The 24,058-nt window shown below is 58.7% G+C and carries 18 protein-coding genes; 5 read left to right on the top strand and 13 right to left on the bottom strand.

What is annotated here, in order from left to right; genetic code table 11:
* Window positions 1–149: 149 nt before the first annotated feature.
* Window positions 150–1,211: an MraY family glycosyltransferase gene (locus U9R25_14310; protein ID MEA3337079.1), complete on the bottom strand. Its 1,062-nt coding sequence runs from the start codon at window positions 1,209–1,211 to the stop codon at window positions 150–152.
* A 101-nt stretch (window positions 1,212–1,312) separates the two neighbouring features.
* Between U9R25_14310 and U9R25_14305 the strand changes: the two genes are divergently transcribed.
* The 3 genes from U9R25_14305 (at window position 1,313) to U9R25_14295 (ending at window position 4,352) form a co-directional block, all read left to right on the top strand.
* Window positions 1,313–2,380 (top strand): peptidoglycan bridge formation glycyltransferase FemA/FemB family protein, encoded by a 1,068-nt coding sequence (locus U9R25_14305; protein ID MEA3337078.1) that lies wholly within the window; start codon window positions 1,313–1,315, stop codon window positions 2,378–2,380.
* A gap of 209 nt (window positions 2,381–2,589) precedes the next feature.
* Entirely contained in the window at window positions 2,590–3,210 is a 621-nt protein-coding gene (gene lexA / locus U9R25_14300) for a transcriptional repressor LexA (GenBank protein ID MEA3337077.1), read from the top strand.
* Between the two features lie 128 nt (window positions 3,211–3,338).
* The gene (locus tag U9R25_14295) at window positions 3,339–4,352 is read left to right on the top strand and encodes an alpha/beta fold hydrolase (protein MEA3337076.1); all 1,014 of its coding nucleotides are present in this window, start codon (window positions 3,339–3,341) and stop codon (window positions 4,350–4,352) included.
* A gap of 309 nt (window positions 4,353–4,661) precedes the next feature.
* On the opposite strand, the gene U9R25_14290 is transcribed toward U9R25_14295, so the two are convergent.
* Window positions 4,662–8,525, bottom strand: a complete 3,864-nt coding sequence (locus U9R25_14290) for a GEVED domain-containing protein (protein MEA3337075.1) — start codon at window positions 8,523–8,525, stop codon at window positions 4,662–4,664.
* A 448-nt stretch (window positions 8,526–8,973) separates the two neighbouring features.
* Here U9R25_14290 and U9R25_14285 point away from each other — a divergent pair, with 448 nt between their 5' ends.
* Together U9R25_14285 and U9R25_14280 are read left to right on the top strand one after the other, a co-directional pair.
* The gene (locus U9R25_14285; GenBank protein ID MEA3337074.1) at window positions 8,974–10,815 is read left to right on the top strand and encodes a GAF domain-containing sensor histidine kinase; all 1,842 of its coding nucleotides are present in this window, start codon (window positions 8,974–8,976) and stop codon (window positions 10,813–10,815) included.
* 2 nt (window positions 10,816–10,817) lie between these two features.
* A complete protein-coding gene (locus U9R25_14280) occupies window positions 10,818–11,495 on the top strand; it encodes a response regulator transcription factor (GenBank protein MEA3337073.1) in 678 nt (225 codons plus the stop codon).
* A 299-nt stretch (window positions 11,496–11,794) separates the two neighbouring features.
* Here U9R25_14280 and U9R25_14275 read toward each other — a convergent pair whose 3' ends face one another.
* From U9R25_14275 to U9R25_14225, 11 genes are all read right to left on the bottom strand, one after another.
* A complete protein-coding gene (locus U9R25_14275) occupies window positions 11,795–12,214 on the bottom strand; it encodes a cytochrome c (GenBank protein ID MEA3337072.1) in 420 nt (139 codons plus the stop codon).
* 48 nt (window positions 12,215–12,262) lie between these two features.
* Window positions 12,263–13,927: a copper chaperone PCu(A)C gene (locus U9R25_14270; protein ID MEA3337071.1), complete on the bottom strand. Its 1,665-nt coding sequence runs from the start codon at window positions 13,925–13,927 to the stop codon at window positions 12,263–12,265.
* A gap of 283 nt (window positions 13,928–14,210) precedes the next feature.
* Entirely contained in the window at window positions 14,211–15,017 is an 807-nt protein-coding gene (locus U9R25_14265; GenBank protein ID MEA3337070.1) for a hypothetical protein, read from the bottom strand.
* A gap of 14 nt (window positions 15,018–15,031) precedes the next feature.
* Entirely contained in the window at window positions 15,032–16,141 is a 1,110-nt protein-coding gene (locus tag U9R25_14260) for a hypothetical protein (protein MEA3337069.1), read from the bottom strand.
* Between the two features lie 8 nt (window positions 16,142–16,149).
* Window positions 16,150–17,034, bottom strand: coding sequence for an aminoglycoside 6-adenylyltransferase (locus U9R25_14255; GenBank protein MEA3337068.1), 885 nt, complete (start codon window positions 17,032–17,034; stop codon window positions 16,150–16,152).
* A 2-nt stretch (window positions 17,035–17,036) separates the two neighbouring features.
* The gene (gene pgm / locus U9R25_14250) at window positions 17,037–18,689 is read right to left on the bottom strand and encodes a phosphoglucomutase (alpha-D-glucose-1,6-bisphosphate-dependent) (GenBank protein ID MEA3337067.1); all 1,653 of its coding nucleotides are present in this window, start codon (window positions 18,687–18,689) and stop codon (window positions 17,037–17,039) included.
* Window positions 18,690–18,751: 62 nt separating this feature from the next.
* Window positions 18,752–19,309, bottom strand: a complete 558-nt coding sequence (locus tag U9R25_14245) for an MOSC domain-containing protein (GenBank protein MEA3337066.1) — start codon at window positions 19,307–19,309, stop codon at window positions 18,752–18,754.
* Between the two features lie 55 nt (window positions 19,310–19,364).
* On the bottom strand, window positions 19,365–20,399 hold the full coding sequence (locus tag U9R25_14240; protein MEA3337065.1) for an acyltransferase: 1,035 nt from the start codon (window positions 20,397–20,399) through the stop codon (window positions 19,365–19,367).
* Window positions 20,400–20,550: 151 nt separating this feature from the next.
* Window positions 20,551–21,276 carry a PIG-L deacetylase family protein gene (locus U9R25_14235; GenBank protein MEA3337064.1) on the bottom strand — a complete coding sequence of 242 codons (726 nt, stop codon included), beginning with the start codon at window positions 21,274–21,276 and terminating at the stop codon, window positions 20,551–20,553.
* Window positions 21,276–22,655, bottom strand: coding sequence for a cytochrome P450 (locus U9R25_14230; protein MEA3337063.1), 1,380 nt, complete (start codon window positions 22,653–22,655; stop codon window positions 21,276–21,278). The genes U9R25_14235 and U9R25_14230 overlap by 1 nt, the downstream gene beginning before the upstream one ends.
* Before the next feature lie 239 nt (window positions 22,656–22,894).
* Window positions 22,895–24,046 carry a hypothetical protein gene (locus U9R25_14225; protein ID MEA3337062.1) on the bottom strand — a complete coding sequence of 384 codons (1,152 nt, stop codon included), beginning with the start codon at window positions 24,044–24,046 and terminating at the stop codon, window positions 22,895–22,897.
* Between the last annotated feature and the right edge of the window lie 12 nt (window positions 24,047–24,058).

The raw sequence follows: 24,058 nt of genomic DNA, 5'->3' as shown, positions 1-24,058 counted from the left end.
GCCAGTTGGCGGGTGGAAAAGCGTGGCGATGGCGCATTATCGCATCTCCACACTGTGTAATCAGTATACCAGCCGTGTGTTAGAGGAATATTAGCGAAGTGTTTGAGCAGTGTTAGAGAAACTGTGGCGGGCGGAAGTTTCCGGAGGCGCTACGGTGGGCTGTTTGTCTGCGCGATCTCCTGGCGCTCTGCCCACCAGAGCACGGCCAGGACTACGAGTCCCATCCCCATCAATGCCAGGAGCTTGTAGATGCGAGGGCCGATGCTGAGAGCCAGCAGTCCAAAGGCTGCGCAGAAAGCGTAATACCCCAGGACGATTTGCCGCTGCCCAATACCCAGATCCTGCAGGCGAAAATGCAGATGATCCCGTCCACCCTCGCCTGGCGAGACCCCCCGCCGCCAGCGGCGCCAGATCAACCATGCTACATCCACAATGGGCAATCCCAGCACCATCAGGACCGTTGCCATTCTGGCGCCTCCAATAATACCCAGCGCGGCCAGGGCAAAGCCCAGGAAATAGGATCCGTTGCTGCCCATGAACACCCGGGCCGGATGGAAATTCCAGGGTAAAAAGCCCAGGGTAGCACCCAACAATGCCAGCGGCAGAATCGCCACTGAGAGTTGGGGTGGCACCGCTCGAAACAGCATGTGCAGGACCAGAACCGCACAGAGGATCGCGGCCACACCGGCTGCCAATCCATCCAGGCCATCCAGCCAGTTGACGGTATTCATGGCTCCCAGAAACCAGAAGGTGGTCAGGGCCCAGACGATCAGATCGGGGAAGATGATCTGCGCGTCGACGGCGAAGGGGTTGTTGATCCGTTCGATGAATATCAGCGTGACAATGGCGATACCTGCCGCGCTCAACTGCACCAGAATCTGTCCCCGCCAACTGAGTTCCCGCCAGTCATCGACCAGGCCCATGACAAATGCAAAGGTGCTACCCAAAAGAAGACCCAACAGCCGCGTTGTTTCGTCGGGATCGCTGGAGATGGGTAGCCAATTCTCTGGCAAGCGCAGTGCGATCAGGATGGTAACGACAAAGGCGGCATAAAGCGCGATTCCACCTGTGCGTGGAATCACGCCACGATGGGCCCGACGGCCACCCGGGCGATCCACCAGGCCGAACCGGTGGCCCAACCGACCGGCCAGGGGAGTCAGAATCAAGGCTAGGAGGATGGCTACAGCCAGAAGCAACAGATAAAGGGTCATTGATGCAATTATCAATGGTCAACGGGCAATTGTCAACTGTCAATGGTCGATGATTGACAATTAACGATTGGCAATTGGCAATTGACCATTAGAATGTTATCATGCACGGCATCATGGCTGCCCTGGAAATCCTCTCTACGCAGACCGATGCTGCTGAAATCCAGCGTTGGGATGACTTCGTCGCGAAGCATCCTGATGGCCACCTGTTGCAGACCAGCCGGTGGGCTGCGCTCAAGGAACGATTTGGATGGCAGTCGGAACGGGTGGCGCTTGCCCGCAAGGGAGAACTAATCGCCGGTGCCCAGGTGCTGTTGCGCAAGATGCCGTGGGGCCAGTCCCTTGCCTATGTTCCGAAGGGGCCGATCGTCGACTGGCATGACGTCAGCCAGGTTCGGCCGCTGCTGACGGCTGTGCAGGAGGTGATTCGCCCACACAGCGCGTTCCTGCTGAAGATTGAGCCCGATATCGCCGATGGGCCAGTGACAGATCTATTGCTGGGGAGTTATGGCTTCCGGCGCGGACATCCGGTGCAGCCTCGAAGCACCATTCAGATCGATCTGTCTGAAGGCCAGGACGCTGTGCTGGCCAATATGAAACAAAAGTGGCGCTACAACGTGCGCCTGGCCGGCCGCAAGGGGGTCGTCGTTCGATCGATGACAAGGGAGGATTTCCCCCGTTTTCATGCGATGAACGAGGAAACCAGCCTGCGAGATAGTTTTCCCGTGCACCATCCGACCTACTACGAGACGGCTTTTGAGCTCTTTGAGCCGGTCGGCCAATCGAACTGGCTGCTGGCTGAGTTCGAAGGGCAACCCCTGGCAGCAATCGTCCTCTTCGCCCTGGGTGGCAAGAGCTGGTACATGTGGGGAGCCAGCAGCAATCGAGAGCGCAAACGGATGCCAAATCATGCCTTGCAGTGGGCGGGCATGCAGTGGGCCGCCGGCAAGGACTGTTCGATCTACGACTTCTGGGGTATTCCTGATGAGATCGGCGTTGACCCTGAACAATGGTCCACAAACTACGTCAATCAACAAGGTGACCTGTGGGGCGTCTATCGCTTCAAACAGGGGTTTGGCGGCCAGATTGTGCGCATGACCGGCGCGTGGGATTTGACACTGTCATCTGCCGGCTACAGGCTCTATCGTCTGGGCCGCCGGATCAGGAATTAGTACCTTGAAATCAAAAACCCATAACCGCAGACAAACGCAGATCAGAGAAATGGCGCATGGTACTGTACCATTTCTACATGTGGGGACTTGGGAAACGTTCTTGGGATAATTTGGGAATTTGACATAGAACGGGCGTTCGTGGTACAATGACAGCGAACAGATATTCTACGGGTAATCGCCGGGCGAACAGCAGTGAATCGGAGGCCATCGTGAATCTATCAGAGCGCCAGGCCAGGATGATCGAATTCATCCGGCAGTTTTTGGCAGAGAACCAATATCCCCCCACCATTCGAGAGATCGGCCATAATGTAGGCATCAGCTCGACGTCGGTCGTCAACTACAACCTGAATAAGCTGGTTGATGCCGGTCTCATCGAGCGCAACAAGGAAGTCTCCCGGGGTATTCGCCTGGTAGACCTGGGAGGCAGCGGTTTTCGGGGCATTCCCATCCTGGGCCCCATCGCCGCCGGCCAGCCGATTGCCGTTTTCCCGGACAGCCAGGACACGGCTGATAGAGTCGACCTGGCCACCGACGTGGTCGGCCGGACGGAAGATGTTTATGCCTTGCGGGTACAGGGAGACTCCATGATCGATGCCCTGGTTGACACCGGTGACCTGGTAATTCTCAGCTATCAAAAGACGGCTGAAAATGGCCAGATGGTAGCGGCCTGGCTCAAGGATCGCGAGGAAACCACGCTCAAGTATTTCTACCAGGATGGCGCCATGGTCCGGCTTGAGCCTGCCAATGTCAACTACGACCCGATCATCGTGCCTGCCGACCAGGTGGAGATTCAGGGCAAGGTCATCGCAATCATACGCCAGTTGGGCTGATATCCCTGCTTTTTGCCCGGTGGCTCTGGTCCTAAATCGGTTGTTACTCAGGTCGGTCACGGCTTGTGTTCTCACCGGTCTGAACCGGGCCAGCCCGATTTCCGATTCCCCGGTGACGGAATATCCTGTTGCAATCCCCATCATTCCCGACATCTTTCTCCCTGGAACCATTTCGACCTGCCCGCGGGTTTGCCAACAACCATGTGCAAACGGTTGCGGCGGCTGTTCTAAAACCGACCGGCGGCCTGCAATTTCGTCGGGTCCGTATTGATACTCCTGACGGGGGATTCATTGATCTGGATTTCCCCCAGGTGGCCGGTTGCGACCTGGACCAGGACTCTCCGCTGATCCTGCTCATCCACGGCCTGGAAGGTTCCGCCCGCAGGCCCTACGCCTGTGAGACCTACCGCCAACTGGCTCAACGAGGTATGCGCGCGGTTGGCATGAACTTCCGATCCTGCGGCGGAGAGATGAATCGCACGGCACGATTCTATCACGGGGGCGCTACCGACGATGTCGCACTGGTCCACGACTGGCTCGACCGTCAGTTTCCCGGTGCAAGCGGGGGTGCCGTCGGGGTTTCCCTGGGAGGAAACGTGTTGCTCAAGTACCTGGGGGAACTGGGTGCCAGCCGGGTTGACCGCTGGTCGGCGGCTGCCGTGATATCACCTCCTTTCGATCTCGCCCTGGGCGCAGCACTGGATGACGGGAAAACAGGTCGACTCTACACCTTCAGTTTCCTGCGCAGCCTGAAGGCCAAGGCGAAAGCCAGTGCCGCCCTTATCGATGGCATCGTCGATATGGAAAAGGCCCTGCAGGCTCAGACTATCTGGGACTTCGATGAGGCCTTCACCGCACCATTGCATGGATTTCGCAGCGCCCATGAGTATTACACGCGGTGCAGCTCGGTCCATTTTCTGGAAGCCATCCGTCTGCCAACCCTGGTAGTGCGGTCCCTGGACGATCCAGTCATCCCCCGGGCCGATATTCCCCACCGGAAACTGGAAGATAATCCCTTTCTTTTGCCCGCGATAACTGACTTTGGCGGCCATTGTGGTTGGATGGAGCGGGAGAGGATCGGCCGGTTTCGCTTCTGGGCAGAACGCCAGGTTGCCGCTTTTTTCGCCAGCCACCTGATGTGATCGGCGGCACCCGGGGGCACGGAGTCGGAGAAGTCGGACTTTTGGCAGTCAACTCACCCGTGCCAGAAAAGGGGTGCCGGGATCGGCAAGTGCTAAATAGAGGGTTGCATCGCGATCCCGGCGCCTGCTCAGGATGACCTGTTCGCTCGAGCCAGGCATCCCAACAGATAGAGTATAACACGTCTCCCCGATGAAAAAGCTTACAATGAGCTTACAATCTCCTGCGCCCCTGAAACATTGCCATTACGCGAGTACCACGGAAGCCCCTACGACACCCGTGCACATGACCAGGGCAGGGAAACCCGGCCCCTACATTCCAATGCGGGCGCGCCGGGCGAATCGCGCGGCCAGCAATGCCAACATGGTGCTTCCTGCCACCAGCAACCAACTCAGGTTCCCACCAGCTTGTTCGGTGGCCGCCAGTTCATCCAGTGTGACGACAGTCGGTGCCTGCAGGGTTGCACTGACCGGTCCGTGCAAACTGGTCGCACCATTGGCATCCACATCCTCCAGCCAGTACCAATAGGTCTGCCTGGCAGTCACGTCGGCATCCTGATAGGCATAGCTGGCGCCCGATGATCCGCCCGGCCTGATCGAGGGCACAAAGGCCAGCAGGATTCCCGGTTGGCTGGCCGAACGGCTGCGGTAGAGGTTGAAGCCGATGTTGTCGACTTCACTCACCGTGGTCCACGCGACCTGGATATGGTCACCTGCCGCGGTTGCCTGGAAGTCGGCCAGCGTCACTGCCAGTGGCACCGTAACTACCCTGTAATCCTCCACTTCCCCATCGGGCGCCGGACCGTATGGATCGAGGCCAGGGAGGGTGCTGCAGCGGAAACGGGCATAGGTCGTGCCGATCACCGCATCCGAAGGCACGCTGATGTCTAGCCCCAGAATGTCATTGCCTGACAAAACTACGTCGTCGGCGAATTGCTCTCCTGGATCGTCCCAGGAACCATTGGCGTTGAAGTCGATCCAGGCATTCAAGAAGCAGTCGACTGGGTTGGAAACCGTATTGACGACAACCCGGCCATCCTGACCCGGAACGAGATCCTCAGTAAACTCGACACCATCCTCATCGTCTCCCGGTGGATCACAGGTGCCAATGCTGATGGTTCCTACGTTGTTGTCATCTCCATCTGCGTCAAGCGACGCCAGACCATCGCTTTCGCCGTCGACGCAGTGGCCGAGGAAAGGCCCACCGCTGTGCTGGTTCAGCCCATGGCGAGCGCCATCGTTTACAGCCAGAGTGGGGAAACCATCCAGGGGATTCGGTGGCAGCTCGGGGGCATCCCCCCAGTCGATGCCCTCCACGGCGAATCCCATGTCCAGGCCATGGTTGTTGCCGCCTGGCCCGCCGGTGTCGAAAACGATCTCCGCGAAGGTTTCGATGCCGATGACGACTTCAGAAGCGTCTGAATCGCGGATATCGAAGGTGGCATCATTGCTGGCGTCCCCTTCGACATCGGTGGTGGAGAGCGTGTTGCCGCAACGCAGGGTTTCCTGGCTGAGATCGACGCGGATCTCGCATGGGGTGTTGCGAGGGATGAGGTCGCCATCGGTACCCGGATTGACCTGAGCGTCCCACATCTGATCGGTGAAGAGATATTCGCCGTTGGCATCGGTGGTGGTCAATGCCGAATCAGCGCCACAGGTCAGGCTGACCTCGATGCCGGCGCCTGGGCTGGGCTCACCCGGATCCTGGATCCCGTCGGGCCCTCCATTGCCATCGAATCCGCCATCGCACCAGAGACGATTGCCGATCTCCATGGGCGCTGTATCGCAGAGGGCTTCCACATCTCCCAGGCCGTTGGCCTGGCCGAAAAAGGTGTGAAGGATTCCGCCGGGAACAAAGACAACGGGTGGATAGAGCTGTGTGCGATTCACGGTGAGACCGGCATGGGTCGTGATCGCGTCTGGATAGGGAAGATCGACGAAACCACCCGCGGGCGGCAAATCGGGGTGACTTTCGACATTACTCAAGCGCAGCAGGCCGCCGTCGTTTTTCTGCAACTGGGCGTTGGCTGTCACAGCCAGATGGGGATCACCCTGGCGCTGGAAAAGGCCGCCGGTGACCACCTGCTCATTGCCCCAGTAGTAGCCACCCACCCCAGTGACCACTGTCTGGGTATCGATCAGGTCGGGGGAGGGATTGCGGTTGCCAGGTCCGGAGTCGTCCCAGTACCATTCCCCCCAGCCGCTGCTGCCGTCGTCCGGAATGGCATTGCCCGGACCGGGTCCCTGCCCGTTGTCGACGCCGTGGGTCGTGATTCCGCCGCAGTTTCCATTGTCTTCCAGCATCCAGCCGCCCCCGCCGTCGGCGCAGGCGCGTAATAGATCGCCGTGGCCGACGCCGTTGATCTCATAGGCCTCGGTGGTGATGTCGATGATCTCCCAGGGATCGGAGGGCGGCCCGGTGACATTGGGATAAGCCAGGTTCGCATTGGGCGCAAATGAAAAGTTGCGATCGCCGGTGCGATCGCCGTTGATATCGCGCAAGGCCAGAAGCATATTGTCGTCGTCGAATCCGATATCGCTCAGCCAGGGATGGGGAGTTTCGACCTGAACCAGATCCTGCACGCCGTCTGGCGAACTCTGTCCGCTGCCGTCGTATTTCCAATCTGGCTTGCCGGGTGCGTTACGGCCAGCGTTGCCCATATAGTGCTCTTCCCAGGTCTGTGGCCAGGGATTCCAGTGGGCGTTGTCGTAGTCCATGGCAGTGCCGTCCCAATAGGGCTGGCAGTTCTGGCCCGTGGCTGCGTTCTTGGGCGCGTTGGCGCTGGGGTTGTCGGCCCACAGGCAGCCGCGGGGATAGTTCAGGCTGAGCTGGAATACCGGGCCGGCGCTGAAGGTTTGGCTGGCGGGATCGAAAGTCCAGACCTCCGAGGACAGCTCGCTTTCAATCTGGGTCGACTCGGCGGTGCAGGTCACGCCCACATAGAGCAGGCCATCCTTGAAACCCAGGCCGCCTGGTATGGCATCGGCGGCGGCCGCGCAAGTGTTGGGGACTGGAATCGGTGGCGCGGCCAGCTCTGCAACCGGCCAACCGGCGGTTTCTACGGGCAGCTGGTAAAGCTGTTTATCCTTGAGGTTGATCGCGAAGATGGTGGTTTCCTCGTCGTCGATCTCCAGATCGCCCAGGCCTTGTTTGCCTACCAGGTCCCACCCGACCGGGTCATGCCGCCAGCAGCCAAAAAAACCACCCGAGGGAGGCAAGGCCTGTCCACATTCACCATCGGGATACCAGGAGTCGTAATCGACGTCCCCGGTGCGGCGGGCATCAATGCCCGCCACGTCGTTTGGCAACGGGCTGCCGTCGCCGGGATTGATGATGCCATTCAGATTGGCGTAGAGAGAAGGGTCGCCGCCCGCTGGATCGATGGCATAGATGGCACCCAGGGGATCAGCCACCGGTCCCACATCGGCGTACATCTTCCAGTAGGCGCCCGCCAGGATAATTCCCGCCTGACGCGCGTAGGCCAGACCGAAGAGGGTGCCGGTTTGATCGAGACGGGCGTGGGTGGTGTGGTCCGTCGGGTCCGACAGGTTGCCGCTGGCCGTGTAGGGCAGGCCGATCAGCGATTCGTTCAGTCCGTGGGGATCGTTGGGCGGCAGGGGCATGTAAGTGCGGGACCCGACCGAGGTTTTGGCGGTGATCAGCGGCGGTTCGGCCTGGCAATAGTCGGCCGGATTGTTGAAGCCCGCGTTCACATTGGAGAGGGTCCCATCGATCGGAACGCTGACGAATTGCACGGTGGTCGGGCCGGCTGCGCCCGGATGGAGATAGGCCATGCTGCCATCGGTGGGCAGGGTGAACTCTACCCGGTAGCTGGCCCCTGCCGGCACATCCAGGCTATAGCTGCCGTCGGCAATGCTGGTTGTGCTGCCGGCGGGAGCGCCGGTGGTATCGTAGGCGGTGACAACTGCGTTGGGCAGGCCTGGTTCGTCGAAGGCACCGCTCGTGGAGGCGGTGGTGTCGTGCAGGCCGTTGGCGTTGTAGTCGCGAAAGGCGGTCCCGCTGATCTCGCCGGCCTGCGGTTCGCGCGCCGGGATGGCCTGCGAGGCGTGCAGTGTGGCCGGCAGAATGAGCGCGACGATCATGAGCAGCCACAGGCCGGTGGTAACAGCCTGGCTCTCTTTTCCAATCTTTTTGCCGAGGTTTTCGTTTAGCATATTTCCCTCCGGTTTTTCCAGTGTCTGAGCGACTGAACGTTCGTTGGACAGGTTTCTTTCGGTGCCCGCATCACTCCAGTGAAGCTCCTCGTTGGCGCTGGAATCAATCATACTGAGAGATGGCGGTTTTGTCGAATTTCTGGCGTGCCTCCCTAACCCCCCAAAGGGGGGACGCAGGGAGGGGGCGACACGGGGAGGGGGCGACACGGGGAGGGGGCGACACGGGGAGGGGGGACGCGGGGAGGGGTATTCGGTAATCGGAAAAAGGTGTCAAGGAATATGACAATACCGATTACTGATCACCGATCACCACCCACAATCCACTCCGCTGCTGGACGCCCGTACAATCTCTGTGGTACAATGCAGCGACATTCCTTCAGCACAAAACTTTCCATGGGTTACGATGCCATCGGACGCAGAGCGCCAGAACCAGGACGCCGACAACAGGATGAGCTCGCTTTACCGCCGCCTGGCGGAACTGCGCTGGCCCATCTTTTTTATCGTGGTTGGCGCGGCAGCCATCCATCAGGCGTTGTTGCTGGGCCTCCTGCGTTTCCTGCCTCCTTCACAGCACAATCTTGTCCAACTGGCCCTCTACAGCCTCACGGGCATGGTGGTAGCCTGGTTTGGTTTGAGACAATTGACCAGGGCGGCTGCCAGACAGGAACAGGCCGAGAGTGATCTGCGCGGGGCCTATGCCGGGTTGCAGCGTGTCCATAGCCAGTTGCAGATCATTCACGAAGTGAGCCGCCGGGTCACCAACGCTTCCGATGTGCAGGAATTGCTGGAAATCGCCGCTCGAATTCCGGTTGACCTGCTGGACGCCCGCGGGGCCACAGTCATCACCTTCGACGACGATTCTAACCAGAGCAGCCTGCAATTTACCTTGGGCATGGATGATGCCGTGGTTCGCTTGCTGCGCCACCAGGTGACAGCAGAGCATTCGGCGGACCGTTGCCGTACCTGCCAGCCCCTGAGCGCGCACATCCACGATGATAACGAATGTCCCATGTTGATATCCGCGCATGAGGCAACTGACGAAGATCCGCCAGGCCAGATCGTATGCCTTCCCCTGGGCCGCGGGGAGTCCCAGAGTGGTGTTGTGATAGCTTTTCTCGACAAGGATATCGCCCTTTCCGAAGAAGACTCCCGATTGATGGGTGTGGTGGCAGCCGAGATTACCGGCGCCATGGAAAACGCCCATCTGCGATCGAAACAGATGGCCACTCTCTATGCAGTGGATCAGGCCACCCAGGAGCGGCGCAGCCTGAACCTGTTGCTCAACCGGGCGCTCGAGAGTACAGTGGCCGGCTGGGATGTCCCTGCGGGCGCGATTTTGCTGACCGATGGCGACGGAAGTCGCTGGAATCTTGGCGCTGTCCAGGGGCTGGAACGCGATTCCTCCTTGATCGATTTGGCAATCCGCCTGGCAGATCGGGCGGAGATCAGCGATAACCCGGTTTTCATCCGGGAGCAGTCCGGTGACGAAGCGCTGGTCTCAGTGGCAACCGTTTTGTTGCAGACAGAAGGGGAAATGCTGGGCGCTCTTGTGCTTGGCAGCAATCGCGAAGGGTATTTCAAGCCGTCGCAGCTAGGGCTGCTGAAGGCTGTCGGTAGCCAGATAGCCCTGGCTATCCGCAACGTGCAACTCTACTCCCGCTTGCGGGAAACTGCTGTCGTGGAAGAGCGCTACCGGCTTTCCAGAGAGATGCATGATGGCCTGGCGCAGACCCTGGGATATCTGGGCATGCAGGCTGAACATCTGGAACGTATACTGGATCGGGGAGAGCAAGCCCGGGTGCGTTCGGAGTTGGTTGCCCTGCGCCAGGTGATTGCCGAGGCCTACCTGGAAGTGCGAGAGTCTATCGATGGCCTGCGCCTGACGGTGGATCAACCGGGCGGATTCGTCGGCGCGCTGCAGGCACATGCCGCAGAGTTTGCCAGGCGCAGTGATCTGCAGGTTGACTGCAGTTGCATCGATGAACCGGAGCAACTGCCCGCTGAGGTAGCACTTCATCTTTTAAGGATTACGCAGGAAGCGCTGGCCAACGTCAGGCGTCACGCCAACGCCAGCCACGTGGAGATCAAGCTGGAACGGGACAATGGCAATTTGGAGTTGTCGATACGCGACGATGGCCGGGGGTTCGATATCTCGGCTCCGATGGACCGGCAGCATGTCGGACTCATGAGCATGCAGGAACGGGTACGCAGTCTGGACGGACAACTGACGCTTTCCACCAGCCCGGGCCAGGGTACTCAGGTGATTGCCCGGATTCCCATTGAGAAATAACAATGGAACGAATTAAACTGCTCGTCGTCGACGATCACAACCTTTTTCGGCAGGGCCTCATACGCATCCTGGCAGATTTCGAAACGCTGGAGATCGTCGGGCAGGCATCGGATGGACAGCAGGCGGTGGTTCAGGTCGAAAAACTGGCTCCCGACCTGGTGTTGATGGACCTGAACATGCCGGTTCTTTCAGGCCCTGAAGCGACCAGCATCATGCAGCAACGCTTTCCGGAGATCCCGATTATTATCCTCACTGTGTCTGAGCGGGACGAGGATCTTTTCGATGCTATTCGCGCTGGTGCCAGGGGATATCTGTTGAAAAACGTGGGTACCGATGAATTGCTCGATGCCGTTCAGCGCGTCCATGCCGGAGAGGCCATTGTGGCGCCCTCCATGGCGGTTCGATTGCTGGAGGAGTTCAGGACCCTGGAAGAAGGGCTGGCCAGCACACCGGAATCGGCATCGGTTGAGGTTCTCAGCCAACGGGAGATCGAAGTGCTGAGCCGGGTCGCTCACGGTTTCTCCAACAAGGAGATCGCCGGTCAGCTGAACCTGTCGCAACATACCGTCAAGAGCCATCTACGCAGCATTCTGGAAAAGCTTCGTCTTCGCAGCCGCGCCCATGCTGCGGCCTATGCCGTTCAGGCTGGCCTGGTGCGCGATGTCAAACCGGAGGAATAGGATTTCAGCCTATGCCTTCGAACAGGCCACGCTTTGTCGCGTGCCTGCCACGTTTTCGGAAAGTAGTCTGCCCCTGGCCAGCGCCTAAAACCGACGGAACAAGCGGGTCCCGTCTCTGCCTCTACCTGAATGCGATAGTGCCCGGGGGCCGGATTGCGAATGACGTCGTCTTCTGTCGAGACGAATAGTTGCTCGCTCAAAATATGGGTCTCCTCGGAGTGGCCAGTTAGGTCGTTAGGGACCGCGTTCCGCCATCGCATCTCGCGTGACACGAACGCGGTTCCTCAACCGCCAGATGCCTACTTCTGGATGGAACGCATAAAGGCGATGATGTCCATCAGTTGCTCGTCGGTTAGCGCCGGATTGCCGCCTTTGGGGGGCATATCGACGCCGGTGGTGCTGAGCGGATCGCTGATCGGCCGTCCCTTCTTGACAAACTCGAGCAGTTCAGCATCGGATAAACCGGCGATAAACTCGCTGGTGGTCATGTCCTTGCCCAGGTTGGGCACTCCTTCACCCCCGGGCCCGTGGCAGGCAACGCAGGCGGTGGCAAATTGTTCCTGACCGGCCGCGCTATCGCCGGCCGGGAGTGAAGCTTCCTCTTGTGCAGCTGGCGGCTCGGTGGGAGCGGGCGCGCTCTCCTCACCGCCGCCACCGCACGCCGCCAACACAAAAAGCATCACAATCAACAGTGCTAATCCCAGGGCATACCTTCGCATAATTGTCTCCTTCTCTTGAAATTGAGTGAAATGGGTGGATACAATGGTTTACTGAACATCAAACTCGAAAACAACTTCTCCCGGAAAGTTACCGCCACGTTCTGCAGCTACGGTGACCGTCCAGGGTCCGGACATACTGAAATTGACCTGGCCGAGATAGTGGCCATTCCCAATCGAAACCGGATTTTCGTTATTGGTTGATCCGTGGTCCATGGTAGGCATCCAGGGCGTGATTTCCATATCCAGATCATCTACGGGCGGCCAGTCCGTGGCCGAAGCTTTTTGCATGGCATAAACCTCAAAAGGTTGTGCGCCAACGCCGGGGGCGATAGGCTGCACGGCCATGAGGAATAGCTTGCTCCCGTCCGGGGCGAGGAAGGAGCCAGACAACCTGGAGGGCATGACCTCGACGTCAAAAGCAGTCTCGCCGCTTGCGCCCGTAGCCGGGTCGGCGAAGGAAACTGTCAGGGTCCAATTGCCCAGATCGGGGCCGGAGGGCATGGGGAAGGCGACTGCACCGTGATACATGCCCGGCATTTCTTGCCCAGGTTGCTCGACGCCGGCAGCATGGTTCATCCCTTCCTTCATTGCCATCATTGGCTTGAACATGATCTCGGCGTCAGATACGGGTTCGCCCGCGGCATCGTTGAGGTGCACCATGACCACGTTGTAGCCACTGTGCAGGGGCGCGTGGCTGACCAGCTCCAACTGGAAACCCTCCACGTCTGCCATACCCAACACCGTTTCTTTCATGTGGATCGGCATGGCGTCGCCTGCCATGGCCTCGTGATCGTGCTCCATCCGCATCCCGCCCGGTGCGACAACTTCGGCCGGTACATCTATCGCGCCCGCATTGGCGAATTGCAGCGTGATCTCAATCGTTTCGCCAAGTTTGAATTCACCCGTTTTGCCGATGCACATTACGTGCAAACCGCCCGGCTTCAACTCGACCATTTCACCGGCCGGGACAGGAATCTGGCCTCCTTCCACGGGGCGCATGATCATGACATCATTTTCGATGACCATGTCGTGCAGTTCAATCACAGCGCAGCCATCAACCTCGGCGCCAACAAGCGCTTCGTCTGTATCCGTGCCATTGTGGATTTCCATCCAGAGGGAACCTGTATCCGCGGGTATTGTCAGGTTGGCTCGCACGTTTGTGATTGTCAATTTTCCCTGCGCCGTGCTCTCGGCCATTTCCGTGTCCGGCATTTGAGCGTGAACCATCAGTTCGCCGGCCCGGTGCCTGGTTACAACGCCATCCCAGTCCAGCACCTCGCCGTTCAGCTCTTCGGCCATCTTTTCTGCATCGGCCAGATCGGCATGGGAGGCCGTGCCCTGGGCCATGGGGCTTATCATCTCGTCGCTGAAGACGAAATGTGCTTGCGTGGCATCCAGCCATTCCTGGGTGGCGTAATCGTGGACGTACCAGGCGACGATCTGATGGTTGGGATTCGCATCAGCGTAGAGGAACAGCTCGCCGATATCGTCGAAGGGGATGCTCTCGTAGCGGCCCGGGCTGATTTCGTGTACATAGGCGGACGCGAAGCGCGGGTCGCTGATGATCATGTTGCACTGGATGCAGATGTCCTCGCCATAGCGAATTTCGGGCGGCTCGATCTCGGTTTGGCCCTGGGCGCAGGCGGCGAGGAAAAGCATCATCACCAGCACGGCAACGACAATTTTCAGTATGTTCTTTTTTTCATTGAGCATAGGTCCCATCCAGTTCCATCCTCGCAAATTACCGCTAAGAAACTGTTTGAAAAGTCTTGTCCATGGGCTTGTTGGGTCTTCAAAGTGTGCTTGGCGGCATCAGGCGGGTTTCCAGGCCTGAATTGCAGCTTTCGAGCGGCCTGGGAAGACCTTCGACCCCTTTTCAAACAGCTATCAAGGCCCCGATCTTGCTTTGGGCCACCTGTAGCGCAATTTTCCCGAATTGCGCCCTGGCAAGTTGGAAACTTGCCCAACACTCGCACTTTCCGGGGCCAAACGATGATCATGGCCCCGGCAAAAAATCACCGCGTTGAGCCCTCAAGCTGACGTTCTGGCCGCCCAGTTGAAAACCGTGGGTGGCGTCATGGGCTGTTTCCACGTTGGTGATGTGCCAGGTCACGTGGTCGCCCGCCTTGAGCTCGACACGATCAGGCGTGATGTGGGAACGGATGGAGATGGAGAATATCTCGACCTCGTTGCCGTTGCGATCGATGCGCTCCTCGCCCAGTTGGGTAGCGAACTCCGAGGGCGCCTGGGCGATCGGATCCCAGCCCACTTCGGGATAGACATTCCAGGCGTTGATCTTGTCGGCCTTGATCATCTGGGCGTAGTGCGGCTCGCCAACGCCCAGCGCCATGTCGTAGATCACTTTCATGGGACCGCCGCCAATGTCGATCAATTGCTCGTTCTGCGGCAGCAGGGGCCCTACGGGCAAGAAGAGGTCCACCGCCCACTTGTTCAGCGCCACCAGGTACTTGCCGTCGGGGTCTACGGTATCACCCTCGGCGGCAACCAGGCGACCGATATTGTACTGCACGGGCACCTTTTCTACAAGTGCATAGGCGTCGGGATCGTCGCCACCCAGCTTCCACTTAGCCACGGCGCTGTCCAGGTAGAGGCTGGTGTAACCATGACCGGTATTGTCGAATTGGGTGTGTAGCGGCCCCAGGCCCAGTTCGACCTGCGCCTGCATCACAGCGTCGTAGTCCAGCACAGGAATGCCGTATGGGTCCAGCGTCCAATTCCCGTCGGCGATGGCCTTCTGGAGTTTGCGGAGATGAAGGATGATCAGGGAACTTCTGTCAGTCAATCAGGTGAAGCTTGTCAATTTATCAGGGGTAGAAACACTCGAGGCACGGGTGGCATATCGTTCAGGAATATTACAGTAGCCGGCTGGCTCCAGTCGCCCGGGTAGCGGTGATTGGGCCATGCGCCATTTGATCCCGGCGGTTGTTCCGATCTTGCACGCAGGCGAAATTGATAGCGATGGAAACCACAACTTCCAGCTGCCGTAAACAAAGCTTCCCCGGCCGGCCGGCTTACAAGCCAATCGGTCCAGCTATCGGCTCCATCCTCGCGGACCTGAATATCGTAGAGAAGTTCGTAGGTACCACCCGGTATCGCTGCGATGTCGGGACTCTGGCTGCCATTCCAGCCAACGGTGACCTGGTTGCCGTCCACCAGCGCCGGCAGGCCGACGAAATGGGCGGTCGGCGAGCGAACCAGGCTGATGGCGTCGAGAAAGGCGTGGGCACCGTGCCAGCGAAAGGGGCTGCGAATCCGGGCAAAAATGGTGAGATGGTCCTCCTGGGCGGTGGTACCCAGCCGCAGGTTTGCCCAGCCACTCTCGGTGAAGTTCCTCAGATCCTCGATCCAGACCACGCTTGATGCCTCCGGATCGACTCCCCCGGTCGGGTCGATTCCCAGCATCTTGGACATGTAGTATCCATCGGGGCAGTCATTGGGGATGGCACTGCCGCCGCACAGGCTGACCATCCAGCTGCTGAGACTATAGGCGGTGCCGGCCAAAACAGAAGTTCGCTGGTAGACCAAAGCGTCAAAGGGTTTTCCAGGGTGAGGTGGGGTCTCGATATCCTCGGAAACCATAACCAGGCTATCCAGTCCCTCGATGCGTTCCACAAAACCACCGTCGCCACATTGCCCCGTATACCGGACACGAGAGCTGTCCAACTCGGGTCGCCCATCGAGCAACAGCCCGGTCCATCCAAGGGGCACCGATCCGTCGATTCCCAGTTGGCTACCAAAGCCCTGCGAACATTCAAATCCAGGATTGACGAGAACGGGTCCCTCCGCCGTCTGGTTTTCGGACCAGGAAACCGGCCCTTCACCTGCCTTCACCGAAGAAACCGCCAAGACCAACGCAAGCAGAAGTCCCAGAATCAAAATCCATACCTGGTAGCGTAGTTGAAACATCTTCCCTGCTAAGATTGTTCTCTTTCCATGTACAACGCCTTGACCAACGCTGTTGCCTGCTGCTCGCCAGTCGCCGGATAAGGATACCCCAACAGTTCTGCCGTCTCGGGGGCCAGCCAGGCAAACAGGTCCATGGTCGCCTGCAGTGCCCGCCAGATGTCCTCGCCATCGTAATGCGCATAAACGTCGGTCAAGGCAGCCACCGCTCGCGGATCGGCCCACTGTTCCAGAAACCGTCCCCGCATCCAGGTGTCCCACTCAGGACCCTTAACAGCGTGCGCGTGCCACTCCAGCATCTGCTGTAACAGGTATTTCAGGTGACCGTCACATCCCCCTTTGGCCCACCAGAGTTCACGCCGTCGCAGATGCTTGGCCGCCCAGACCGCGTGATACCAGAAATCGTGGACGAGATTGAGGAAGCGGGAATCAGTCGGTGGCTGGTAGACAGGAGATTCGATCCCGGCTGGCTCCAGATACCGAGCGAAGCCGTCCTTGTCGATCAAGATTCGCACACCGCGGCGAATGATATCCTGGACGCCCGGCGGAAAACCCTGTTCCGCCATGGCCCGGACTTCAGCCACTGACACGGGGGCGAAGTCCACATCCAATCCCCCCTCGAACAGGACGCGACGTTCAAATCCGCTGCCATCGCCAGTCGGCTCCACAAAGGTCAACCATGGCACGCCGATCCCGCGCACCCACTCGCTGTCATCCAGATAGCGTTGCGGATCATTGGCCAGGATGAGCACATCCAGGTCGGACCAGCGGTCGGCTGGATGATCCTTCCGTGCACGCGAGCCTATGACGATCGCGGCTCGAACGTTCTCCTGCTCTCGCGCCCATGAGATGATTTGATCTATCAACTGCTCGTAAGCGAGTTGCGTCTCATCCATGGCTACAACCCGGCTGCCTGAAAGGCGGCTCCCACGATGTCCTGTGCTTCAGCCTGGATCTGTGCCAGATGGGAGTCTCCCCTGAAACTTTCCGCGTAGATCTTGTAGATCGCCTCGGTGCCCGATGGCCGGGCGGCAAACCAGCCGTTTTCGGTCACTACCTTGAGGCCACCTATGGGTGCATTATTGCCGGGAGCGTTGGTCAATTTGGCCACGATGGGCTCGCCGGCCAACTCGCTGGCCTCTACCCTATCTGGTGACAGAGTCTTCAGCACGGCCTTCTGCTCGGTCGTGGCAGGTGCATCCATGCGCTGGTAAACCGGAGCACCGAACTGGGACTCCAGTGCCTGATAGTGTTCCCCCGGGTCACGGCCGGTCCTGGCGGTGATTTCAGCAGCCAACAGGCCCAGGATGATGCCATCCTTGTCGGTGGTCCAGACTGTGCCATCCTGCCGCAGGAAGGAGGCGCCAGCGCTTTCCTCGCCACCGAATCCGTAGGAGCCATCGAGCAGGCCGTCGACGAACCACTTGAAACCCACCGGCACCTCGGAGAGCTGTCGGCCCAGGTGAGCCGCAACGCGATCGATCATGGAACTGGACACCAGGGTTTTGCCGATAGCTGCAGCGCTGGGCCAGGCGGGCCTGTTCTGGAAGAGATACCAGATGGCCACGGCCAGGAAGTGGTTGGGGTTCAGCAGACCAACGCTGGGTGCAACGACGCCGTGGCGGTCCACGTCGGGATCGTTGCCAAAAGCAACATCGAAACGATCTTTCAGGTCAATCAGGCTCGCCATGGCGAAAGGAGAGGAACAATCCATCCTTATCTTGCCATCCCAATCCACCGTCATGAACGAAAAGGCAGGATCGACCCGCCGGTTGACTACCTCCAGATCGATGCCGTACATCTCAGCAATGGGATCCCAATAGGCCACCGACGCCCCACCCAGAGGATCGACCCCTACCTTGAGGCCAGCCTCGGCGATGACTGACATATCTACAACGTTTTTCAGGTCAGCCACATAGGCCGTTACGAAGTCGTGGGTCTGAACTGTGTCGGCATTCAAGGCCTTTTGCAGAGAAATGCGCCTGACCTCAGCCAGATCGCCACGAATGATCTCGTTGGCCCGGTCCTGGATGGCCTGAGTAGTTGCCGCATCCGCAGGACCCCCTTCCGGTGGATTGTACTTGATACCACCATCGCTGGGTGGATTGTGGGAAGGTGTGATGACCACGCCATCGGCCAGGCCTTGCCTTTGTCCCCGGTTGCAGGTCAGAATGGCATGGGAGATGACTGGTGTGGGCGTGTATCCCAGGCCCTCCGGGATCACCACATGGACGCCGTTTGCCACCAGTACTTCCAAAGCCGTCGCCTGGGCAGCTTCCGACAGGGCATGGGTGTCCATGCCCAGGTACAAGGGACCATTGATGGCCATCGATTGCCGGTACTCGCTGATTGCCTGGCAGACTGCCAGAATGTGATCCTCGTTGAAAGAGTTTTTCCGGGAAGTGCCGCGATGCCCCGAGGTTCCGAAGGATACCAGTTGGGAAGTTTCGCTGGGGTCAGGCCGATCTGTATAGTAGGCAGATACAAGCCGCGGTATATTGACAAGAATATCCGGTGGCGCGGGCTGACCCGCGAGCGGATGGTGAGCCATGATTGTCTCCTGATGTTTGTGGGGTGTCGGGATTCCAATGCCTGGCGTATCTCGCAACACCCTCATATCTTTCGCGCGACATCTCCAATCCGAATCACGCCGGGCTGAACAACCCTGGCGTTGATGCCCCGCAGATGGAGTTGTTTGCCCTCGGGAGAATTGACGAATTTCGTGGCGTCCACTCCAAAGCGAAGTGTAAACTTCTTGCAGCCGGTGTGGGGCAGGTCGGTGACTTCGATCACAGACGACCCGAGGGCAAGTTTCGTTCCTGCCGGCAGGTTTTCAGTGCTCAAATCCAGATCGAGAAAAAGCTGATCCCCGGCCAGCGGCCAGCGTTCCTTCTCCTGGGCCAGAAGCGCGATCGCGCGGGCATTCATGATATTGAGTTGTGAGTCAGGGTGTGCCGAGCCATCCGCTGTTTGCGCATTGCCACGAGCTTTCCAGTTGTCCCCCACAAGCCCTTCCTGCAGATCCAATCGTCCTTCTTCCAGAACTTCCCGCTCATCAACCTGTGGCCTGCGCACAATCATGGCCAACACGCCGTCGTCCTTGGGCGACCGGCGGATTAAATCCAATCCTGTCTGCAGCTCTTCCATCGTCAGATGTCTAACATCGGTCATAGCAATACAATCTCCTTACCTTAAATACAGGGTTGGATTACCGAAGCCTCATGTCTCATCCTTCGTTCTTTGATTTTAATCTGATATCTGCAACGGAGAAGCCGGGCACCTTAATTCTCCTGCTCGTCAGGTATGCCAGAACTGGACGTTCCCAGAAAACATAACCCAGTGCTCCTACTGTCACTGCCCCAACTGTCATGGGGAGAGCCCAGATTGGTGCCACCGGCAGTACCTGGCTCCAGGCCTGAAAAAACATGGTGTGGCTCAGATACAGTACATAGGATGAGGCGCCCAGCCAAACGAGCCAGGGAGTCGTCAGGAAGCGTACCATGCCACTTTTCGCGTCCTTCAGTTCAAGGGACGATACTCCTAGAATGAATACTGCAATGGGCACACCGACGATGAACGCCCGTCCCTCGGCGTCGTAGCCGAGATTCAACAATACCGTGCCCACCACAATGCCGAAGAATCCTGCCCACATGAGTGTCCTGGCCTGGGCAGTGCGCAACCAACCGTTTCGCAAGATCACCCCGACACCGTAGCCCAATATGAAGTCCAGATTCCGCTCGGCAAACAACAGATTGTTCCAGTAGTCTGGGAATTGGGGCTGCCAGTTCGTAAGATTATACATCGCGATCAGGATCGCCCAGGCTGAAAAGAGCAGCCACAGAACCTTCTCGCTCTTCACCAGGAAACAGACGCTGAACACAAAATAGAAGAGCATGAACATGGACAGCATCCAGGTGGGGCCGATGACAGGTGCCCGATCCATGGGAATGAAGAAAAAGGATCTCACAGCCCAGCCCAGGTCTGCTTCGCTCCACTTGAAGATCAACGCAATGAAAAACAGGGGAATATAGGTAACATAGAGGCGCCGATAGCGGGATTTGATGTATCCCCACCAGTTGCCGGCGGGAATCCGTTTGGCCTGGGTGTAGGCCGTCACCACGCCCACCAGCACCAGGAAAATATCGGTTCCAGGATGACCGATCGCGACATCGAAATAGTTCTCCCAGAGATGATATTGAACTACTCCTAACGACGCAAACAAACGCAAAGTTTGTAGGCTATTGATTCTCGGTGTCTTCATGATCGAGAAGATTATAACGGCGCTTGACGGCTGTGTCAATCGGGAATCAAACACCATTTTCCAGAAGTTCTTCCTTCAAGGTGTCGCCTGATGGACGAATATCTGAACGGTGGAGCACTGGCCGGCCTCAGTGGGCAGGTCGGGCATACTGCTACTGGCTCTCCTCGTCGACCAGCTTCATCACCCGGAAGGCCTCAGCGTAGTCGAATCCAACAATCCCGCCCGTCTCAACAGCCCACTTGCGAATCCACTCCCCATCGCCCACATCAAATTGACTCTTGTGGCAACGCAACGCCTCGATCTTTTTTTCGATGGTACCCGATATATCGACAAAGGTGTTGATAGCGGCCCTGTCGCTCGTCATGTAAATCTCATTGACCTGGTGCGGCTCATGTCCCTCCGCCAGAAGTTCCGGGAAAATCGGGCGGGTCACAGCACTCGGAAAAACAGCGTAAAGAGCAGCCTCGCCGGCCGCGCGATGGTCGGGGTGGTTGATGTATCTGTCGCCCCTGAAATAGACCGTTGGGTCCCCCACGACCACTCGTTGAGGCTTCACCTGCCGGATGATCCGGGTCAGGTCGCGCCGCAGTTCCAGGCTTGCCTGCAGGGTACCGTCGGCGTAGCCCAGGAAATGTACCTCTTGCACACCCAGGACCGCGCAGGCCGCCCGCTGCTCGGCCTGACGGATGTACACCAGTTCGCCGATATCCTGGTCCCGGTCATTGCTGCCCGCTGCCCCATTGGTAACGATAACGTAGGTGATATGGGCTCCCTGCTCAACCCATGCGGCAGCACTGCCGGCACAGGAAAATTCAGGGTCGTCGGGATGGGCAAAAATGGCCAGGACCCGCAATTCGCCACTGCTTTGATCGTTCATCAATGCTCCCTCTTATGTAATGTCATGAGCAGATCCTTGTCAGGGCGCAATGTCCCCATGAACTCGGGCATGAGTTGTAGTCCCGGCACGACCTGGAGTTGATAACGCTGGGCCAGTTCGGCCACGACCAAAACCCCCTCAAGGAGGGCGAAGTGTTGCCCGAGGCAAATGCGTTGGCCCGCGCCGAAGGGATAGTAGGCATAGCGAGGCCGCTTTTCGATCTCCTCAGGTGTAAATCGTTCGGGCATAAAGGCTTCTGGATTATCCCAAAACTCGGGGTGGCGGTGGGTAATGAATGGCGTTATCGAAACCAGCGATCCTGCAGGCACTTCATATCCTCCGATCACGTCGGCCTCGATCGGATCGCGCGCCATGATCGCCACCGGCGAGTAGAGGCGCAGCACTTCGTCGATGATCATGCGGGTATAGGCCAGCTCGGGAATATCCTCGACGGTCGAGTGCCGGCCGGCCAACACCCTGTGCAACTCATCCTGAAGCTTTTCGTCTACCGCGGGATACTTGGAAAGCAGATACCAGGTCCAGGTCAACAGGGTTGCCGTGGTCTCATGGCCGGCGAAGAAGGTGATCAGAACCTCATCTCGCAGCTGTTCCCGCGTCATCACCTCCCCCGTTTCCTCATCCCGTGCGGTCATCAACAGGCTCAGCAGATCATCCCCGGGCGGTTGCTCGCTCCGTTCGTCGATAATGGCGTAGAGGAAGGTATCCAGAGCCTCGATCGAGCGCTTAAATCGCCGGTTCATGGGTGTCGGAAGGAAGAGCGGCGGATCAATAAACGACATGGAGCGCTCGGCCGCGAACTCCAGGATGGTTACCAGCGCCTCTCCGGCTTCGGCGAAATCCTCGCTGATATCCAGGTCGAACATGGACCGGGAGATCACGCTCATGGTCAGACGCATCATCTCAGCATTGACGACCAGCGTATCATCCGATTTGGTCTGCACCTGCCAGCGTTTGATCATCTGTTCGGTCGCGTCAACCATGATATCGGCAAACCTGGTGACGGCCCGTGGTGTATAAGTGGGTTGCATAAGCCGCCGCTGCCGCTGCCAAAGGGGACCACCACTGGTCAACAGGCCGTTGCCCAGGGCAATGCGCAGCTTGTCATGGCTCATGCCCTTGGGATAGTTAGCCGCATTCCGCACCATGATATGCCTGACATGCTCGGGCAACACAAACTGCTGGACGGCAAGCGGTCCCATGTTCAGACGTACCACGTCACCATACTCTCGCCAAAGCTCCACGTAGGAAGCGATCACGTCCTCTTTGGAGGAGTTCAAAAGTGCGCCAAGCAGTTGATTTCCCTCAGGCCCGGGAGCAACCTTTCCTTTTTCGCGCGTTGTCGTTGTGTCCGTTGCCATGTATTTATCTCCTGGTTCCATGAAACTGACCCTGCAGATCAAACATTTCGTTTGAAGGCGAAATTACGGGGACTATTTGTGCCACCATTTCCATTGCGGTTTCGATTATAACACACAGCATGGGAAAGTCTGTATGGCAGACGGCTTTCAGAAGACCGCGGACGGCAGACGGCGGACCGCGATCCGTGATCGGTTACAGGCGGTCGGCGGTCAGCGGCAAAACTGCGTAACATCGGTTATCAAGCCTGTGCCGGTACCAGATCTGGTGCGACAGGGCACAACCCGCCAGTCTCGCCGGAAGGGAACCCGACACCCAGAGCCGTGCCAAGCATCAGAATTGCGCTGTCAGGCGTCCCGGCATGAGCCAGCGAGGCTGCGGTCCCATCGTGAATGACCCGCACCGTAGGATGATGACCAGTACGCTGCCCAACCGCATCGCCGATGATGGTCTCCGCCGACGCCTGGCCTCCCGCAGCATGAATGGTTGCATAAGGTCCATTGCCCACCAATCTTCCCTGTTGCCTGTAGGCAGCAATGCTGACGATGGCCGCCGGTTCAGTCTGAGGAAGCTCGCTGAGGGCCTCGGCGATGGTACGCGCTACGAAGTTCAGCACCCTGAAGCCCACCGCTTCAGACGCCTCCGCCTGGCCCAGAATCTGCTGCCAGTCGGCCAGGCGCGGCGCCAATGGCTCAAGTCCGACCATGACACCATCCCGGAAAATCAAACCCGCTCGTTTCACCAGCGTATGGCCGAAGTCCAGGCACAGAACAGTGCGTTGTCTATCCATCAACGCGACAGGGACGGTACGGCCAGCGCCCACCAGGGCAACCAGATCCCGATATGGCGACAGCTTCACGGTGATAACGCCACAATGCATCGCCCGCAACAGGGTTTGGGCCTCCTCAGCGATCAGGTCACCCAATTGTCCGATGGAAAGACCGCCGCCAAGCCAGACGGTGCGTACGGCGCTCCACCTTTCCCAGTCCCGGGCGTGCCAATCAGGCCGGACAGATCGATTGCATCTGTCACCCCGGTGCAGAGCCACCAGCAGCCATCCCAGATTACGCCCCAGTCGCCGGGCAATCGACTCTGCCGCGGCCCGCGCCTCCCCTTCCGGTCCGGACAACGCCTCTTGTACCATACGTGCGGCCTGATCCCGCAGAAAAACATCGCTCTGGGTAAGTTGGGGCGTCCTGCCGATCAGGGAATCACGGCGCAGCCCCAGGGCCTCAGCGTATTCGGCTGCCAGCGCCATCAATGCGCGGTTGGAAATCAGTTCATCACCGCGCCGGTCGCGAACCGCGTCATCCAGGGGCAATCCCGGTAGATCCATGATTCGCACCCGGTTCATCGATGCGCTGGGTGGGGTTTCGAAGCGAAAGAGGGTCATTGATGATGAAGT

The organism is Chloroflexota bacterium, from assembly GCA_034717495.1.
Classification (GTDB): domain Bacteria; phylum Chloroflexota; class Anaerolineae; order JAAEKA01; family JAAEKA01; genus JAYELL01.
The sequence above is the reverse complement of the archived record's forward strand: the minus strand, read 5'-3'. Positions and strand labels throughout refer to the sequence as shown.

Bases quoted from the DNA above. Each gene is read 5' to 3' on its own strand.
- U9R25_14310 (MEA3337079.1), bottom strand. From the start codon at position 1,211: ATGACCCTTTATCTGTTGCTTCTGGCTGTAGCCATCCTCCTAGCCTTG.
- U9R25_14305 (MEA3337078.1), top strand. From the start codon at position 1,313: ATGCACGGCATCATGGCTGCCCTGGAAATCCTCTCTACGCAGACCGAT.
- U9R25_14290 (MEA3337075.1), bottom strand. From the start codon at position 8,525: ATGCTAAACGAAAACCTCGGCAAAAAGATTGGAAAAGAGAGCCAGGCT.
- U9R25_14285 (MEA3337074.1), top strand. From the start codon at position 8,974: ATGAGCTCGCTTTACCGCCGCCTGGCGGAACTGCGCTGGCCCATCTTT.
- U9R25_14280 (MEA3337073.1), top strand. From the start codon at position 10,818: ATGGAACGAATTAAACTGCTCGTCGTCGACGATCACAACCTTTTTCGG.
- U9R25_14275 (MEA3337072.1), bottom strand. From the start codon at position 12,214: ATGCGAAGGTATGCCCTGGGATTAGCACTGTTGATTGTGATGCTTTTT.
- U9R25_14270 (MEA3337071.1), bottom strand. From the start codon at position 13,927: ATGCTCAATGAAAAAAAGAACATACTGAAAATTGTCGTTGCCGTGCTG.
- U9R25_14260 (MEA3337069.1), bottom strand. From the start codon at position 16,141: ATGTTTCAACTACGCTACCAGGTATGGATTTTGATTCTGGGACTTCTG.
- U9R25_14255 (MEA3337068.1), bottom strand. From the start codon at position 17,034: ATGGATGAGACGCAACTCGCTTACGAGCAGTTGATAGATCAAATCATC.
- pgm (MEA3337067.1), bottom strand. From the start codon at position 18,689: ATGGCTCACCATCCGCTCGCGGGTCAGCCCGCGCCACCGGATATTCTT.
- U9R25_14245 (MEA3337066.1), bottom strand. From the start codon at position 19,309: ATGACCGATGTTAGACATCTGACGATGGAAGAGCTGCAGACAGGATTG.
- U9R25_14240 (MEA3337065.1), bottom strand. From the start codon at position 20,399: ATGAAGACACCGAGAATCAATAGCCTACAAACTTTGCGTTTGTTTGCG.
- U9R25_14235 (MEA3337064.1), bottom strand. From the start codon at position 21,276: ATGAACGATCAAAGCAGTGGCGAATTGCGGGTCCTGGCCATTTTTGCC.
- U9R25_14230 (MEA3337063.1), bottom strand. From the start codon at position 22,655: ATGGCAACGGACACAACGACAACGCGCGAAAAAGGAAAGGTTGCTCCC.
- U9R25_14225 (MEA3337062.1), bottom strand. From the start codon at position 24,046: ATGACCCTCTTTCGCTTCGAAACCCCACCCAGCGCATCGATGAACCGG.